Origin of the sequence: Alloalcanivorax marinus, assembly GCF_016785095.1 — a bacterium.
Classification (GTDB): domain Bacteria; phylum Pseudomonadota; class Gammaproteobacteria; order Pseudomonadales; family Alcanivoracaceae; genus Alloalcanivorax; species Alloalcanivorax marinus_A.
The window spans coordinates 147,290-162,648 of record NZ_JAEKJB010000002.1 but is presented as its reverse complement, the minus strand read 5'-3'; the positions used below and the strand labels follow the sequence as shown (position 1 = coordinate 162,648).

Below are 15,359 nucleotides of genomic sequence, written 5' to 3'. Positions count from 1 at the left end.
CGTATGCGGGCCGACTGGCCCGGCCCCCCTCAGAAGCGGTAGCGCGCCTGAGCGTAGAAATAATTGTCATCACCGGTTTCCGGCCCCAGCGGCAGGCCCCATTCCAGGCGCACCTCGACCGGGTCCAGCGGCCGGGCCATCACGCCGAGGCTGACACCGGAGATATCCTGCTCGCCGTCCTGGTCGTAGAATGGTTTTTTGATGTGCATGCGACCGTGGCTGATCTGGCCGATCAACTGGTAGCGGTGGTTATCGGCGAACAGGTCGTAGCGCCCTTCCAGGGAAGCGGTGACGCCGCTGTCACCGGAGTACACCGAGGGCGCGTGGCCTTTCACCGAGTTGACGCCGCCGATCGCCCACTGCTCGCTGGAGACCAGCGGATCGAAGGCGTACTGGCCGTACAGGCGCGGGATCAACAGGGTACGGGCGTTAAGCCGCTGGATGCGGGTCAGGTCCAGGGTGATCTTGGTGAAGTCGTTGTCGGCGCCGGCGAAGGCGCGGCTGGACAGCACCGAGTCGTTGTCCATGCCGCCCAGGCGCTCCCCCAGCCCTTGATGCAGATCCAGGGATACCAGGCTGCGTCCGGACAGGTCGGTGCGGTCCCAGGCCACGCCCAGGCGCACCTTGCGCACCCGGTCCTCGGCCACGGTGACACCGAGCATCTCCTGATCCAGGTTGGTGCCCTCCAGCCACAGGCTGTAGGTGAGGATGCTGCGCGCGGAAAGAATCTGATCCTGCAGTACGCCCAGGCCGGCACCGGTGCTGTCGCCTTCCACTTCCAGCACCTTGAAGTCACGGCCGACGTTGACGTTACCGGTGGAGCCGTACACCTGAACGCTGGTGCCACGGCTGTTCACCGGGGTGGCGTAGTCGGCGTAGGCGAACCAGGCATCACCGTCACCCAGAGACTGCATGCCGATCAGGTTGGCGCTGTCGCCCCGACCGCTCAGGTTCTCCAGTTTGATGGAGGGCACCACCCGGTAGCGACCGGTGTCCTTGCTGCCGTAATTGTTCACTTCCAGGCTGCCGCTGAGCAGCGGCCCCTCTTCCACCGCCACCACCAGGTTGGTGTAGCCCTGCTCGGCGCCGGGCTTGAGAGTGGCGCTGGCTTCCACGCCGGCTTCCCGGTTGATGCGGGTCAGTGCCCGTTCCACCCGGTCCAGGCGCAGCGGCTCGCCGGCGCGCACGCCACTGGCGGCCAGGGCATCGCGGATACGCTGAGTGTGGTAGCGGCGCTCGCCCTCGATACGCACTTCACCGAGGCGCCCTTCCAGCACCACCAGTTCCACCGGCTTGCCGTCGGCGAAGGCCTGCCGGGGCACCACCACCTTGACCAGCGGGTAGCCGGCGTCGTGGTAGAACGCCTCGACCTTGGCGGCCAGGCCCTGGATATCCTTGAGCGTCATGGGCTTGCCGATTTCCGAGGCGATCAACCCGGACAGGTCGGAGGCGCTGTAGGTGGTATTGCCCTGGAAGGCGACACCGTTGACCAGCACCTGGCGGGCGGCGGGTTCCTGGGCCATGGCCACCGGGCCGGCGGCACCCAACATCAATGCCAGCGCGGCGGCGGGCAAGAATCTGATTTTACTGCTCATGCGAAGTAGATCCCGAGAGGTTGGTCCGCCCGCCGGGAAGAACCGGAGATGGCGGCGGGCTTGGCCGAAAAAGGAACTGGCAGGATGGAACCGGGCGCGGTGATGCGCAGGGAGGGTGTGGTTGGTGCTCCCATATTGTGCTTTCCCCCGATGGAGCCAGCGGCTCCTGACGTTATTTTATGGCTTTGCGTATTTTTGCAAACAAGTGTTCGCAACCAACTGGTTCACAATTTTTGGAATCTATGTCACCAAAACCATACGGTCAATCAACATTCTTTTACGTTCCGAAGGGTTTTCAGGGCTGAATGTTGATGTGATTTACGTATGAAAAAATTGCACTAAGACAAAAATATCAGAGCGAGAAAATAAGAGTATTTCGAGGTACTTGGGGAGAAAATGACGGATTATTTCGGCCCCGGACGGGGCCAAAACAATCCTGTTTCATTGGGAACATTTTGAAAACGAAACGATACTTAAAAAAAACCAGCTTTTTTCATTAGAAAAAAGCTTTTTGAGCGGAACAAAAAAAGGGGTCAGTCAAGATACCTGTTCCAATTCGTGCACCCACACCAGGGTGCCGGCGATCACCGCCACCGGCATGATCACCAGGTTCACCAGCGGCAGCATGGTCAGGCCCAGGATCACCGAGCCGAAGGTGAGCACCAGCCAGCGTTTGGTCTTGAGGCGTTCCAGCATCTCGGTGAACGGCACCTGGCGGTTGTCGGCGGCGTAGTCGATGTATTGCATGCCCAGCAACCAGCCGGACCACAGGAACCAGACCGCCGACGCGAACACGTTCACCACCGGGATGAAGTAGATCACCAGCACCACCAACAGGATCAGCACCGCCCGCCACAGCCAGTACCAGGTCTTGCGCAGCTCGCGCTTGAACACCCGCACCGTCATCGCGGCGATGGATTCCTCCGGCAATGGCCGGCCGGTGACACGCACGTCCACCTTTTCCGCCAGAAAGCCCATGAAGGGCGCGGCGATCAACTGCACGCCGAGGGTAAAGACGCTGGCCAGCAACCCCAGCAGCAGAATCCACACCAGCACCACGGCGGCGCTGACCAGGAAATCGATGGCGCCGTTAAGGAAACTGAGGCCGCCGTCGAAGGCCCAGCCGGCGGTGGCGGTGCTGATCCAGCCGGCGATCCACTGACCGGACAGGTAATAGAGGCCGCCGAACACCAGCACGTTGAAGATCATGGGCACCACCACGTAGGCCCGCAGCCCGGGGCTGCGGGCCAGGGTGAGACCTTGTTTCAGATAATCCAGCGCGCGGGTGACTTGGGACACGACGACCTCGTTTCAGCGAATGCCGGCCGATTCTAGCATTGCCGGCCATCGAGGCCAGTGCCCGGCGGTGACGCCGGGCCAGGAGCGCGGGCTCAAACGTGGACTTCCAGCTCCACCGGGATGTTGCCCCGGGTGGCGTTGGAGTACGGGCACACCACGTGGGCCTTTTCCACCAGGGCGCGGGCGTCATCTTCTTCCAGGCCGGGCAGGGTCACCGCCAGGACCACGGCCAGGCCGAAGCCCTCGCCGTCCGGCCCGATCGCCACCTTGGCATTGATGTGGGTGTCGTCGGGCAGCGCCACCTTGGCCTTGCCGGCCACCAGCTTCAGGGCACTGAGGAAGCAGGCGGAATAGCCCGCCGCGAACAATTGCTCCGGGTTGGTGCCGTCACCGCCGGGGCCGCCCAGGGCCTTGGGCGTGGTGAGCTGGAGGTCGAGCTGTTTGTCGCTGCTGGTGACGTGGCCGTCGCGGCCACCGGTGACACGGGCTTCGGCTTGATAGAGGGTCTTTTCGATGGTCATGGGGTTTCTCCGTTTGCTTGATTTTGCACGATTAAATCGTGCGCTATTTAATGGCTTGTACGTTGCCGGCGCAGTCTGATCGCGACTGAAGTCGCTCCTACAACCTCCCGTAGGCGGCGTTCCGCTTCAGTCGCGATAACTACCGCGAGAGTGCTGTAGGAGCGACTTCAGTCGCGATAACGCCGACAGGCGTTCAGGGCCTCCGCGGCGTTCAGGACGTTTCAGTAAGCCGCCGCCGCAGGGTTTCCAACTGCTCCTTGAGCGCCACCAACTCCTCCGGCTCGCAGCGGCTGGCGCAGGCCACCGCCTCGGGGATCGCCTCGGCGCGGCGGCGCAGGGCCTGGCCGGCGTCGGTCAGGCGCACTTCCACCCGGCGTTCGTCCTCGGCCGCGCGGCGGCGGTGCAGCAGGCCGGCGCTCTCCAGGCGCTTGAGCAGCGGCGTCAGGGTGGCGGAGTCCAGAAACAGGCGTTCGCCGATGGCGGACACCGACTGCCCGTCACGCTCCCACAGCACCATCATCACCAGGTACTGGGGATAGGTGAGATCCAGCTCGCGCAGCAGCTTGCGGTAGACCTTGGTCATCGCCAGCTGGGTGGAGTACAGCGCGAAGCAGACCTGCAGGTCGAGCCGCAGCAGGGAGTCCGGGGTGTCGGTGTCATCACTCATGGAGCGAATGATTACATAGTGCGCTATTTAATAGCAAGCATATTTCAGGCAGCCGGCGATCAGCGCACTCCCCAGGCCTCGATCTCGGCAACGTGGAAGTTGTGAGCGTTGACCTGAAAGCGGGTATGCACCCGCAGGGCTTTCAGGGTAAGCGGGTCTTCCACCTGGCAGCGTATCCGGTAGCGGCCCATCCAGGTCGCCGTATCGCAGGTTTCGCGCAGGTTGATGGCTTCGAACTGATCGCCATCGGCGGACACCGCCACCCAGAGCCGGTCGGGCTCGTTGTTCACCTGCTGGGCCATGTTGGTGTAGAAGCTGAATTCGGACACTTCATAGACGCGGTCGAAGTTGACGACCACGAAATCATCCTCCACGTTGCCCTGCCAATAATCCGCCAGCAGTTCCTCGTTGCTGTCTTCCTGGTAGGCAATGCCATCGTTGACCAGGCCGGCGCTTTGTTGGTTGTAATTGGCGTCGGCCTGGCCACCGTTTTCCGGCAGCGCCACATTGCGCGGCTCGTTGGCAGGTGGTTCATCGCCACCACCACCGGAAGAACCGCTCCCGCCGCCACAGGCGGCCAGCAGCGCCGGCAGGGCCAGCGTCAGGGCATGACGTTTCACATTCATTGAACTCTCCTTGGTCAGCCGGCTATCAAGCCGCACTCACCACCCGGGTTCAAGATAGAGAGTCGCGCAATAACGTGCTGGCGTGCCAATCCGCCGCCCGGGTCACACCGCCAGCGTGATGCGGTCTGCCTTTGCCACGGCTTGCCGGCAGGAACGTAACGTGATGGCAAGGCCTCACGCCGGCCCGCGCTCTTTCCAGCGGCCCGGCGTCACGCCGAAGACCCGGCGGAACGCCTCGATGAAGGCGCTGGAGGTGTCGTAGCCGCATTCCAGGGCCACGGTGGTCACCGGCAGGCCGGCGGCCAGGTGTTCCAGAGCTCGCAGCAAACGGGCGCGTTGACGCCAGGCCTGAAAGCCCAGCCCGGTTTCCCGGGGGAACCGGCGCGACAGGGTGCGCGACGACAGGCCGGCCCGACTCGCCCATTCCGCCTGCCCAAGCCGGTCCGCCGGGTCGCGCAGCAGGGCGTCGGCGATGCGCGCCAGCCTTGGATCCCGGGGCATGACCAACCCCAGGGGCGCGTCCGGTAGAGCACGAATCTCGGCGGCGATCACCGCCACCAGCGGATCCCGCTCCGGCGCCCAGGTCTGTTCATCCCAGCCGGCCACGCGCTTCACCGCCTCCATGAGCAGACCGGAGACGCGCAGGATGCAGGGTTCCGCCGGCAGCCCCTGGCACAGCGTTTCGTTGATCAGCATGGCCCAGCCGTCGAACTGACCGTGGGGGTCGATGCCGTGCTCCCGGCGCGGCGGAATCCAGATGGCGTGCAGAGCGGGCACCGCCCAGCGGGTGTCGCCGGTGTGCACGGTCAACAGCCCTTCCGTGGCGCCGCACAGCTGCCCTTCCTTGTGCTGATGGACGCCGGCGGCGTGGGCCTCGCGGCTGGCCTGGGATTTGTCCCAGATGCGGGCAAGCAGCGGGCCCTGAAAGGCCGGGAAAGTGCCGCTGCCCCCCGTCGGGGGCATCCTGGTCCACGTCATATTGGCGTATTTCCGATATTGAATGTCTTCAATACGGTATTTCAGTCAGAGGCGCGCGGCTAGTCTGGATCGCACCCTGATTCCCGGCCCCGACTCAAGGAAACGACAATGCGAGCCAACGATATTCTTGCCGAGCAACAAAACACCCTGGGCGTGAACCGCCCCAACACCGACCGGGGGACGGGCCATGAATCCGAATGACTTTCAGGTACACGATGTGGCCGACTTTCCGCTGGTGCGTTTGATGCCCGAGGGGCTGCCGGAGGGCTACGCGGTGCAATGGGAGGCGGAGATGGAGACCCTGATCGGGCAGCCCGATCCGTTCGTGATGGTGGTCGCCGCCATCGAGGGCGAACACCGGGAAGCCCATGAGGACCGTAAACGCCGCACCCTGTGGATGAAGCGCAACCGGGACACCCTGGCGCGCCGTTGCCGGGGCATGGTGGCGGTGGAGCCGGATACCGGTAAACGAACCATGATGCGGGCTCAGAGCGCGGCCCTGGCGGGCCTGTTCAAGGTGCGGCTGCGGATCGTGGCCACCGCCGAGGAAGCGGAACGACTGGCCCGGGCCTTCCTCGACGGCCACGGCGCGGATCGCGACTGAAGTCGCTCCTACAGTGGCCGCCCCCCGCTGTAGGAGCGGCCGGGCGGCGCACCGCTTCAGTCGCGATCATCCCTCCGGCGGCGGGTTAGCGCTGGCGTTCGATCAGCATGGCGACGCCCTGCCCCACGCCGATGCACAGGCTGACCAAAGCGTAGCGGCCGTCGATGCGCTCCAACTGACGCAGCGCGGTGAGCGCCAGGCGGGTGCCGGAAGCGCCCAGGGGGTGGCCCACGGCGATGGCGCCGCCGTTGGGGTTGAGGCGCTCGTCGTCGCCCTCCAGGCCGAGCTGTTTGCAGCAGCCCAACACCTGGGCGGCGAAGGCCTCGTTGATTTCGATCACGTCCATGTCCGCCAGGGTCAGGCCGGCGCGGTCCAGCACCTTGCGGCAGGCGCCCACCGGGCCCAGGCCCATGATGCGTGGCGGCACGCCGGCCACGCCGCCGGCGATGATGCGGGCGCGCGGGGCGATGCCGGCTTTCTCGCCGGCGGCGCGGGAGCCGATGATCAGGGCGCCGGCGCCGTCGTTGACGCCGGAGGCGTTACCGGCGGTGATCACGCCGCCTTCCACGATGGCCGGCAGTTTGGCCAGCTTTTCCACATCGGTGCCGGGGCGCGGGTGCTCGTCCTCGGTAACGCTGAGCGGCGGCTTCTTGCGGCCCTGGGGCACTTCCACGGCCTGCAGCTCGGCGGCGAAGAAACCGTCGGCGCGGGCCGCTTCGTAACGGCGCTGGGACTGGGCCGCGTAGGCGTCCGCCTGCTCCCGGGTGATGCCCAGCTCGGAGGCCACGTTCTGGGCGGTTTCGGGCATGGTGTCGCGGCCGAACTGCTGCTCGATGCGCGGGTTGGGGAAGCGCGCGCCGATGGTGCTGTCGAACATGGGCATGTTGCGGCTGTAGGGCGATTCCGCCTTGGCCATGACGAAGGGCGCGCGGCTCATGGACTCGGCGCCGGCGGCGATCACCAACTGGCCTTCGTCCACGGTGACCATGCGCGCCGCGTCCAGGGTGGCGGCCAGGCCGCTGCCGCACAGCCGGTTGACGGTGAGGCCGGCCACGGTTTCCGGCAGCCCGGCGAGCAGGCCGGCGTGGCGGGCCAGGTTGCGGGCGTCCTCCCCGGCCTGGTTGGTGTTGCCGGCCACCAGGTCCTCGAAGTCTTCCGGGGCGAACGGGTTGCGTGCGATCAGGGCACGGATCACGCCGGCCAGCAGGTCGTCGGGGCGCACCGGCGCGAGCGCGCCGGCGTGGCGGCCGAAGGGGGTGCGCAGGCCGTCATAGATGTAGGCGTCGAGCATGGAGAGGTCCTCGAATCGGGGAAGACGGACGCAGGGCGCGACCGCCATAAAAAAGGGTGATAGTCCGCATAGCGGAATGTTATTCCGAAACTTGACGGAAAGAATAGGTCGTGACAGAGTGCGATGCAAGCCGCCGGCGACCCATCGGTCATGCCTCCGGACGGACCAACCTCCAGACTAACCAATAAGACAGAAGAGCCCCATGATTCGCGACCAGGAAGTGCTCAACCAGCTTGTCGACACCATCGGCCGTTTCGTGCGCGACCGCCTGATTCCGGCGGAACAGACCGTGGCGGAAAACGATGCCATCCCCGAGGACATCGCCAACGAAATGAAGGAAATGGGCCTGTTCGGTCTGTCCATTCCGGAAGAGTACGGCGGCCTCGGCCTGACCATGGAAGAAGAAGCCCTGGTGGCCTTCGAGATCGGCCATACCTCGCCGGCGTTCCGTTCCCTGTTCGGCACCAACAACGGCATCGGCGCCCAGGGCATCCTGATCGACGGCACCGAGGAACAGAAGCGCAAGTACGTGCCCAAGCTGGCCACCGGCGAAGTGATCGGTTCCTTCTGTCTCACCGAGCCCGATGTGGGTTCCGACGCCGCCAGCCTGAAAACCCGGGCGGACAAGGACGGCGAGCACTATGTGCTGAACGGCACCAAGCGCTACATCACCAACGGCCCGGAAGCCGGCCTGTACACGGTGATGGCGCGCACCGATCCGGACAACAAGGGCGCCGGCGGCATCACCGCCTTTATCGTGGAAGGCGACAACCCGGGCCTGATCCGTGGCAAGCCGGACGTGAAGATGGGCCAGAAAGGCGCCCATGTCTGCGACATCACCTTCGACAACTGCCGGGTGCCCGCCGAGAACATCATCGGCGGCAAGGAAGGCCAGGGTTTCAAAACCGCCATGAAGGTACTGGACCGGGGCCGTCTGCACATCTCGGCGGTGTGCGTGGGCGTGGCCGAGCGCCTGATCGAGGACGCCCTGAAATACGCCATGGAGCGCAAGCAGTTCGGCCAGCCCCTGGCCGACCATCAGCTGATCCAGGCGATGCTGGCCGACTCCCGCGCCGAAGCCTTCGCCGGCCGCTCCATGGTACTGGAAGCGGCGCGCAGCAAGGACGCCGGCAAGAACGTCAGCCTCGACGCCTCCTGCTGCAAGCTGTTCTGCGCGGAAATGGTGGGCCGGGTGGCCGACCGGGCGGTGCAGATCCACGGCGGCGCGGGCTACATGGCCGAGTACGCGGTGGAACGTTTCTACCGCGACGTGCGTCTGTTCCGCATCTATGAAGGCACCACCCAGATCCAGCAGATCGTGATCGCCCGCGGCATGGTCCGCGACGCGCAATAAGCGGCTGCAGGCTTGCGGCTTGAGCCGACCGCCATCGCGACTAAAGTCGCTCCTACAACCGCGTAGGAGCGACTTTAGTCGCGATCCCCCCCCACCCCAGCCAATTTATACAATGCCCCGCCCATACCGAACGGTATGCTAGACCGCGATGTGGTAGAGGCATCCGTCCCGTTCTTCGCGCCGTACCCGGCCGAGGGCGTGCAGGCAATTCAGGTGGGCGATGCTCTCGCCCATGGCGAACATCAGCTGGTGGCTGTCCAGTTCGCGCTTGAACAGCACCGGCAGCAGATCGAAGGCGGTCAGCGGCCGTTCGGCGCAGGCGTCCCGGGCGGCATCAAGCTGCTCGTCGTGGTGAGCGCACAGATCGTCGATGCGTTGGTGCAGCCCGCGAAACGGCAGGCCATGGGCCGGCAGCACCAGGGTATCCGCCGGCAGCGCCGCGCGCAGGGCGCGCAGGGAATCGACGAACTCGGTGACCGGGTCCTCGTCCGGCTGATGGGCGCGCACGGTAAGGTTGCTGGAGATGGTGGGCAGCACCTGGTCGCCACTGATCAGCAGATGGTCCTGCTCACGGTACAGGCAGGCGTGTTCCGGGGCATGACCCCGACCGATGTGCACCCGCCAGGCATCACCGTTGATCGACACGGTGTCGCCTTCGGCGATGATCACCGGCGACGGCGGCAGTTCCGGTATCACCTTGCGGTAGCCGTTGCCGCGACCGGCCAGGGCGGCCAGGTCCGCCTCGCCCAGGCCGTGGCGGCCAAATAACCGCCGGAAACCGTCCGCCACCTCCTGGTCGCTGGCGGTCTGCAGGCGATGGGTGAGCGCCCACTCGCCCTCGGTCATCCATACCGGGGCCTGGAAGTGCCCGGCCAGCCAGGCGGCCTGGCCGATGTGATCCGGATGGTAATGGGTCACCAGGATGCGCCGGATCGGCCGGCCATCCAGAGCCTGATCAAAGGTGGCGCGCCACAGCTCGCGGGTGGCGCGGGAACCGAAACCGGTGTCCACCAGGGTCCAGCCGTCACCGTCCTCGAGCAGCCACAGATTGATGTGGTCGAGGGAGAACGGCAGCGGAAAATGCAGCCAGTGGACGCCGGGGGCCACCTGGATACGGTGGCCGGACGCCGGCGGCTCGGTGAAAGGATATTGAAGCGCTGAGCTCATACCGGGACACTCTTTCTGGGCGCGCGCCCGGTGATCCCGGCGCGCGCGACAACATGAACTTGACCGGGGCGGCGAGGCCGCCCGGTTTGGCAGGGAGAAACAGCATGCAAGCGTGGCGCATTCAGGACGACCACACTCTGAAACTGGACGACGCCGAGGCGCCGGAACCCGGCACCGGCCAGGTCCGCATCGCGGTGCGCGCGGTGGGCGTGAACCGCGCCGACATCATGCAGACCCAGGGCCTGTATCCGGCGCCCCCGGGCTTCGACAACAGCGTGCCGGGGCTGGAATACGCCGGCGTCATCGACGCGGTGGGCGACGGCGTCATGGGCCGGAAAGTGGGCGACCGGGTGATGGGGCTGATCCCCAGCGCGGCGTATTCCGAACAACTGGTGGTCCATGAGCGCGAGACGCTGACGCTGCCCGACGAACTGGACTTCGCCACCGGCGCCACCATCCCGGAGGCCTTTCTCACCGCCTACCGGGGCCTGTTCCTGGAAGGCGGCCTGCAGCCCGGCCAGTGGTGTCTGATCCGCCCGGCCACCGCCGGCGTCGGCCTGGCCGCCACCCAGCTGGCCAGCACCCTGGGCGCGCGCCCGATCGGTTCCAGCCGCGACCTGGCCAACCTGGCCACGGCCCGCGAGATGGGCCTGCTGGAAGGCGTGCTGGAGGACGACACCCTGCCCGAACGCATCCAGGCGCTCACCGGCGACGGCGTGGCGGTGATCCTGGACATGGTGGGCCCGGACTGGAAAACCGTGCTCAAGGCCCTGCGCGTGGAGGGCAAGCTGGTGATGCTGAGCGCCCTGGGCGGCGCCACCACCGAGCTCAACCTGCGTGCCCTGATCGCGCGCCGGCCGACCATGATGGCCATGACCATGCGCAGCCAGCCGCTGGAAAAACGCATCGCCATCGCCGAGGTCTTCAACGACCGGCTGGCGCCGCTGTTCGCCAGCGGCCGGCTCAAGCCTTTGCCCCTGGCGTCCTTCCCGTTCAGTGACGCGCCGGCGGCGCACCGGCACATGCTGGAGGACAGCTTCAGCGGCAAGCGGGTGCTTGTGAACGACTAGCGTTAGCCGCGAAAGAGCGTTCACGGTGACATGGGCAGCAGCTTGGCCGCGCGAGGCATCGCGGCCGGAGCCGCTCCTACGGATAGCCATCGGTTCAACACTGTTGTTATATTAATGAAACACTATTTCACAACAAATGAGGTGCCGCAATGACCGAAGCAACCGCTCGCCAGAGCACCATGAGTCAGGGAGAGTGGGAGGTCCGCAAGGATCTGGCCGCCGCCTACCGGCTGGTGGCCCTGTATGACTGGGAAGACCTGGTGTTCACCCACCTGTCCGCCCGCGTGCCGGGCCCGGAGCATCACTTTCTGATCAACCCCTACGGCTGGTTGTTCGATGAAATCACCGCGTCTTCCCTGGTGAAGGTGGACCAGAACGGCGAGATCGTCGATGGCGGCGCCACCAACCGGGTCAACCCGGCCGGTTTCACCATTCACAGCGCCGTGCACATGGCCCGCGAGGAAGCGGGCGCGGTGCTGCACCTGCACGCCCCGGACGGGGTGGCGGTAAGCGCCCACAAGGACGGCCTGCTGCCGCTCAGCCAGACCGCCATGCTGTGCCTGCAACATCTCAGCTTCCACGACTATGAAGGCGTGGCCCTGAACCTGGATGAGCGCGAACGGCTGGTCCGGGATCTCGGCGACAAGAACATGATGCTGCTGCGCAACCACGGCACCCTGAGCGTGGGTCGCGACGTGGGCGAGGCCTTCACCTACATGTACTTCCTGATGAAGGCCGCGGAGATCCAGGTGCGCACCCTCAACCAGGGCGAACCCTACCTGCCCTCCCAGGCGGCCATCGACACCACCGCCGAGCAGTCCCAGCAACTGGGCATGGCCAGCAAACTGACCTGGCCGGCGCTGCTGCGTAAACTGGAGCGCATCGGCTCCGATTACGCCAGTTGATCAGGCGTCGTTGATCGCGACTGAAGCGGAATGCCGCCCAGTCGCGATCCCCCCCCCCGGGGGGCGCTCAACCGTTCTATTGTTCGCCCCGGATCGCCGCCGCTTCCTTTTCCAGCGCCTTGAGCAGCGGTGCTTTCTCACGCCACTCCCGATACCAGAGATCGACGCCGTTGCCAAAGAAATCGCGGCCCACGGTGATCACCGGCACATCCGACTCGTTACGGATTTTCGCCAGATAGCGGGCATCGATGTCCGCGTAGGTATCGAACAAAGCGTCCAGGTGCGCACCGACCCGCTTGTTCAACAACGCGCGTTCGTCCTCGGAGAGCCCCTTCCAGGTGCGCGCCGAGGCCACCGCGATCATCGGCAACATCATGTGATTGGATTGAATCACGGTGCCGGCGTAGTCCAGGTAACGCGTGTTCCAGGTGCCCTCGAAATCGATCTGCATACCGTCCACCTGGCCATTGGCGAAGGCGTCATAGAGTGCCGGCAGAGGGATCGGGGTGGGCGCGGCGCCGATCTTGTTCCAGAAATCCCGCTCCGGCTGGACCGGCATGGTGCGGATTTTTCGCCCGGCCAGATCATCGATACTGTTGACCTCGCCACGCACCACGATCTGGCGCAAACCGGCCATGCCGAACCCCAGCCCCACCAAGCCCAGACGCCGCCCCTCGGCAAGCAATTTCCGCGCGCTGTCGCCTTGCAGCAACTCGCGGGCCTGTTGTGGTGTTTCCACCAGATAAGGGGCGAACAGAGCGGCGAAATCCGGCTCCCGGTTAGCCAGTTCACCGGCGGCCAGGAACGCCATGTCCAGGGCGCCGCGCTGCATCATCTGCACCATTTGCGCTTCGCTACCGAGCTGGCCGGAGGGAAACACCAGGATATCGAGCTCACCGTTGCTTTCTTCCCGCACCTGTTTGGCCATGGCCTGGGCGGACAGGGTCCACTGGTGGGAGGGTGGCGTGATCAGCCCCAGACGCAGGGTCTTGGCCTGCGCGGCTAAAGGAAACAGGGCCATCAGTGCGATCAGCAGCACACCAGCGTGGATTCTTTTCATGATTATCTCCCTTGTTTTTTTGCAGTGATGTCAGGATCAGTCCCGGAGTGCCTCCAATACCTTCGGCATCAGCGCATCGAGACGCTCGGCGAGCGCCGTCACGCCGCGCCCGGCCGCCGCCTGATCCATGCCGGCGATCAGCGCGTCGCGGGTGGCCGCGTCCAGGGTCGGTTCGCCCAGGTCCCGCCACCAATCCTCCACGGCGGGCCCCAGTTGCTCGAGAAAGCCGGCCAGCCCCCGGTCGGCACCGGCCAAATGAAAGATTTCGTGGGGGCCGCAGCAGGCCCACCGGGCACCCAGCCCGCGTGTCACCGCGGTATCCACGTCGGCGACGGTGGCGTAGCCCTCGGCCACCAGATAGACCGCCTCGCGCCACAACGCCGCCTGTAACCGGTTGAGCAGATGCCCCGGCACCTCCCGACGCAGGCGCACCGGTTCCCGACCCAGGGCCCGATACAGCGCCTCGGCGCGGTCCAGCGTGGCTGGCCCGGTTGCCCCACCGCCGACCAGTTCCACCACCGGCATCAACCAGGGTGGATTACAGGGGTGCGCGATCAGGAGCCGTTCCGGGTGACGCAGGCCGGCCTGCAATTGCGACGGCATAAGCCCGGAGGAGCTGGACGCGATCAGTGCGTCGGCACCGATCCAGCTCTCCAGCGCCAATAACGCCTCTCGCTTGAGTGCGGGCTGTTCCGGCAAGGCTTCCTGCACCAGCACCACGTCCCGCAGAGTCGGCCCCGGGGTCGGAATCACCGTCGGCGTGGCGGGTTGCCCGGCCAACAGGCCAAGCCGGTCCAGCACCGGCCTGGCCCGTTCGATCATGGCGGTGACCCGTTCGCCGGCATCCGGCGCCGGGTCCACCACCACCACCGGCCACCCGCGCAGGGCGAAGAGCGCGGCCCAGCCGGCGCCAATCAGGCCGGCGCCCAGCACCGCGGTGGAATACACCGGCGCCGCCATCTCAGATCAGCGCCGTGGTCAGGAACGGGAAGAAGATCAGCAGCGCCATCACCACCAGCATTACCAGCAGATAAGGCAGCAGCAGCAGCGACAGCCGCTCGGCGCGCACCCCGGACAGCGTCGAGGCGGTGAACAGCGCCGAGCCCACCGGTGGAGTCAGTAGCCCCATCACCAGGGTCAGGCAAACAATCACGCCAAAATGGAACGGGCTGATGCCGTAAACCCCGGTCGCCACCGGCAACAGCACCGGCACCACCAGGATCAACGCCGGGATCGGGTCCAGGATCATCCCCACCACCAGCAACGCCAGTGTGACCAGCACCAGGAACAGGGCCGGTGAACCCGCGGCGGCCTGGATCCACTGAGCGGCCAGGGCCGGCAGATTCTCGTAGGTGATCACCCAACTGAACAGGTTGGCGGCGGCGATAAGAATCAACACCACCGAGGAACTCAACGCGGTGCGCTTGAGGGCCGGCCACAGGGCGCGCGGATCGAATTCCTTGTAAACGAATCGCCCCACCAGAATCGAGCCCAGGCAGGCCAGCGCCGCCGCCTCCGTGGGGGTCGCCAGGCCACTGAGAATACCGCCGACGATGAGCGCGGGAATCAAGCCGGCGGCGAGACCGTCGCGCAGGGCCATAAGCCGGCGGCGCCAGCACATGGGTTCGGTGGCGGGAAACCGGTGGCGGCGCGCCATCCAGCCCAACACCGCGAAGAATGCCAGCCCCAGCAGCACGCCGGGCAGGATACCGGCAATGAACAGATCCCCGATCGATATCTGCGCGATCACACCGAAGATCACGAACAGCATGGACGGCGGGATAATCGGTGCCAGCATGCCACCGGCGGCGGTGATCGCCACCGCCTGATCGCGTGGGTAGCCAGCCCGCTCCATCTCCGGCACCGCCACCCGCGACATGATCGTGATCTGCGCCACCGTGGAACCGAGGATGGAGGCCATCATCATGTTGGAGAGCAGGTTGATGTAGGCCAGTCCGCCACGGATGGAGCCAAGCAGCGCGGCGGCCATGGCCATCAAACGCCGCGCGATGCCGCCCTCGTTCATGCATTCACCCACCAGGATGAACAGAGGCAGCGCCAGCAGGCCATAGTTCTCGAGGCCACCGTAGAATTGTTGCGGAAACGAATCCAGCAGAACCGAGTTGCCGCTGGAGAACAGATAGAACAATGCGGTCAGCGCCAGCACGAAAGCCACCGGCACGCCCACCAGCAACAGCCCGATAAAGAAGGCAATGACCATA

The 15,359-nt window shown here is 65.6% G+C and carries 15 protein-coding genes; 4 read left to right on the top strand and 11 right to left on the bottom strand.

Annotation, left to right across the window (positions count from 1 at the left end; translation table 11 throughout):
• Positions 1–29: 29 nt before the first annotated feature.
• The 6 genes from JF515_RS02590 to JF515_RS02565 form a co-directional block, all read right to left on the bottom strand.
• Positions 30–1,595 (bottom strand): ShlB/FhaC/HecB family hemolysin secretion/activation protein, encoded by a 1,566-nt coding sequence (locus JF515_RS02590; protein WP_203100718.1) that lies wholly within the window; start codon positions 1,593–1,595, stop codon positions 30–32.
• A 537-nt stretch (positions 1,596–2,132) separates the two neighbouring features.
• Positions 2,133–2,894: a sulfate transporter CysZ gene (gene cysZ / locus JF515_RS02585; protein ID WP_203100716.1), complete on the bottom strand. Its 762-nt coding sequence runs from the start codon at positions 2,892–2,894 to the stop codon at positions 2,133–2,135.
• Between the two features lie 92 nt (positions 2,895–2,986).
• Positions 2,987–3,415, bottom strand: coding sequence for an organic hydroperoxide resistance protein (locus tag JF515_RS02580; RefSeq protein ID WP_203100715.1), 429 nt, complete (start codon positions 3,413–3,415; stop codon positions 2,987–2,989).
• Positions 3,416–3,626: 211 nt separating this feature from the next.
• Positions 3,627–4,082, bottom strand: coding sequence for a MarR family winged helix-turn-helix transcriptional regulator (locus JF515_RS02575; RefSeq protein ID WP_203100713.1), 456 nt, complete (start codon positions 4,080–4,082; stop codon positions 3,627–3,629).
• Between the two features lie 59 nt (positions 4,083–4,141).
• Positions 4,142–4,708 (bottom strand): hypothetical protein, encoded by a 567-nt coding sequence (locus JF515_RS02570; protein ID WP_203100711.1) that lies wholly within the window; start codon positions 4,706–4,708, stop codon positions 4,142–4,144.
• Positions 4,709–4,882: 174 nt separating this feature from the next.
• The gene (locus JF515_RS02565; RefSeq protein ID WP_203100709.1) at positions 4,883–5,671 is read right to left on the bottom strand and encodes an AraC family transcriptional regulator; all 789 of its coding nucleotides are present in this window, start codon (positions 5,669–5,671) and stop codon (positions 4,883–4,885) included.
• A gap of 202 nt (positions 5,672–5,873) precedes the next feature.
• Here JF515_RS02565 and JF515_RS02560 point away from each other — a divergent pair, with 202 nt between their 5' ends.
• Positions 5,874–6,290 carry a GntR family transcriptional regulator gene (locus JF515_RS02560; protein WP_203100708.1) on the top strand — a complete coding sequence of 139 codons (417 nt, stop codon included), beginning with the start codon at positions 5,874–5,876 and terminating at the stop codon, positions 6,288–6,290.
• 85 nt (positions 6,291–6,375) lie between these two features.
• On the opposite strand, the gene JF515_RS02555 is transcribed toward JF515_RS02560, so the two are convergent.
• Positions 6,376–7,581 (bottom strand): 3-oxoadipyl-CoA thiolase, encoded by a 1,206-nt coding sequence (locus tag JF515_RS02555; RefSeq protein ID WP_203100706.1) that lies wholly within the window; start codon positions 7,579–7,581, stop codon positions 6,376–6,378.
• Between the two features lie 202 nt (positions 7,582–7,783).
• Between JF515_RS02555 and JF515_RS02550 the strand changes: the two genes are divergently transcribed.
• Positions 7,784–8,935, top strand: coding sequence for an acyl-CoA dehydrogenase family protein (locus JF515_RS02550; protein ID WP_203100704.1), 1,152 nt, complete (start codon positions 7,784–7,786; stop codon positions 8,933–8,935).
• Between the two features lie 138 nt (positions 8,936–9,073).
• Here JF515_RS02550 and JF515_RS02545 read toward each other — a convergent pair whose 3' ends face one another.
• Complete coding sequence (locus tag JF515_RS02545) at positions 9,074–10,102, bottom strand: MBL fold metallo-hydrolase (RefSeq protein WP_203100702.1); 1,029 nt, start codon at positions 10,100–10,102, stop codon at positions 9,074–9,076.
• A gap of 104 nt (positions 10,103–10,206) precedes the next feature.
• Between JF515_RS02545 and JF515_RS02540 the strand changes: the two genes are divergently transcribed.
• Both JF515_RS02540 and JF515_RS02535 read left to right on the top strand, forming a co-directional pair.
• The gene (locus tag JF515_RS02540; RefSeq protein WP_203100700.1) at positions 10,207–11,172 is read left to right on the top strand and encodes a zinc-binding dehydrogenase; all 966 of its coding nucleotides are present in this window, start codon (positions 10,207–10,209) and stop codon (positions 11,170–11,172) included.
• A gap of 149 nt (positions 11,173–11,321) precedes the next feature.
• The gene (locus JF515_RS02535) at positions 11,322–12,077 is read left to right on the top strand and encodes a class II aldolase/adducin family protein (protein WP_203100698.1); all 756 of its coding nucleotides are present in this window, start codon (positions 11,322–11,324) and stop codon (positions 12,075–12,077) included.
• 76 nt (positions 12,078–12,153) lie between these two features.
• Here the strand turns inward: JF515_RS02535 and JF515_RS02530 are convergent, their stop codons facing one another.
• The 3 genes from JF515_RS02530 to JF515_RS02520 are packed head-to-tail and all read right to left on the bottom strand — an operon-like array spanning position 12,154 to position 15,358.
• Positions 12,154–13,137, bottom strand: coding sequence for a TRAP transporter substrate-binding protein (locus tag JF515_RS02530; protein WP_203100696.1), 984 nt, complete (start codon positions 13,135–13,137; stop codon positions 12,154–12,156).
• Positions 13,138–13,173: 36 nt separating this feature from the next.
• Complete coding sequence (locus JF515_RS02525; protein ID WP_203100694.1) at positions 13,174–14,097, bottom strand: 3-hydroxyacyl-CoA dehydrogenase NAD-binding domain-containing protein; 924 nt, start codon at positions 14,095–14,097, stop codon at positions 13,174–13,176.
• A 1-nt stretch (position 14,098) separates the two neighbouring features.
• Positions 14,099–15,358 carry a TRAP transporter large permease gene (locus tag JF515_RS02520; RefSeq protein ID WP_203100692.1) on the bottom strand — a complete coding sequence of 420 codons (1,260 nt, stop codon included), beginning with the start codon at positions 15,356–15,358 and terminating at the stop codon, positions 14,099–14,101.
• Position 15,359: the final 1 nt, after the last annotated feature.

Excerpts from the sequence above, each read along its gene's own strand:
- JF515_RS02590 (WP_203100718.1), bottom strand. The coding sequence starts at position 1,595 with ATGAGCAGTAAAATCAGATTCTTGCCCGCCGCCGCGCTGGCATTGATG.
- JF515_RS02580 (WP_203100715.1), bottom strand. The coding sequence starts at position 3,415 with ATGACCATCGAAAAGACCCTCTATCAAGCCGAAGCCCGTGTCACCGGT.
- JF515_RS02575 (WP_203100713.1), bottom strand. The coding sequence starts at position 4,082 with ATGAGTGATGACACCGACACCCCGGACTCCCTGCTGCGGCTCGACCTG.
- JF515_RS02570 (WP_203100711.1), bottom strand. The coding sequence starts at position 4,708 with ATGAATGTGAAACGTCATGCCCTGACGCTGGCCCTGCCGGCGCTGCTG.
- JF515_RS02565 (WP_203100709.1), bottom strand. The coding sequence starts at position 5,671 with ATGCCCCCGACGGGGGGCAGCGGCACTTTCCCGGCCTTTCAGGGCCCG.
- JF515_RS02560 (WP_203100708.1), top strand. The coding sequence starts at position 5,874 with ATGAATCCGAATGACTTTCAGGTACACGATGTGGCCGACTTTCCGCTG.
- JF515_RS02555 (WP_203100706.1), bottom strand. The coding sequence starts at position 7,581 with ATGCTCGACGCCTACATCTATGACGGCCTGCGCACCCCCTTCGGCCGC.
- JF515_RS02550 (WP_203100704.1), top strand. The coding sequence starts at position 7,784 with ATGATTCGCGACCAGGAAGTGCTCAACCAGCTTGTCGACACCATCGGC.
- JF515_RS02545 (WP_203100702.1), bottom strand. The coding sequence starts at position 10,102 with ATGAGCTCAGCGCTTCAATATCCTTTCACCGAGCCGCCGGCGTCCGGC.
- JF515_RS02540 (WP_203100700.1), top strand. The coding sequence starts at position 10,207 with ATGCAAGCGTGGCGCATTCAGGACGACCACACTCTGAAACTGGACGAC.
- JF515_RS02535 (WP_203100698.1), top strand. The coding sequence starts at position 11,322 with ATGACCGAAGCAACCGCTCGCCAGAGCACCATGAGTCAGGGAGAGTGG.
- JF515_RS02530 (WP_203100696.1), bottom strand. The coding sequence starts at position 13,137 with ATGAAAAGAATCCACGCTGGTGTGCTGCTGATCGCACTGATGGCCCTG.
- JF515_RS02525 (WP_203100694.1), bottom strand. The coding sequence starts at position 14,097 with ATGGCGGCGCCGGTGTATTCCACCGCGGTGCTGGGCGCCGGCCTGATT.
- JF515_RS02520 (WP_203100692.1), bottom strand. The coding sequence starts at position 15,358 with ATGGTCATTGCCTTCTTTATCGGGCTGTTGCTGGTGGGCGTGCCGGTG.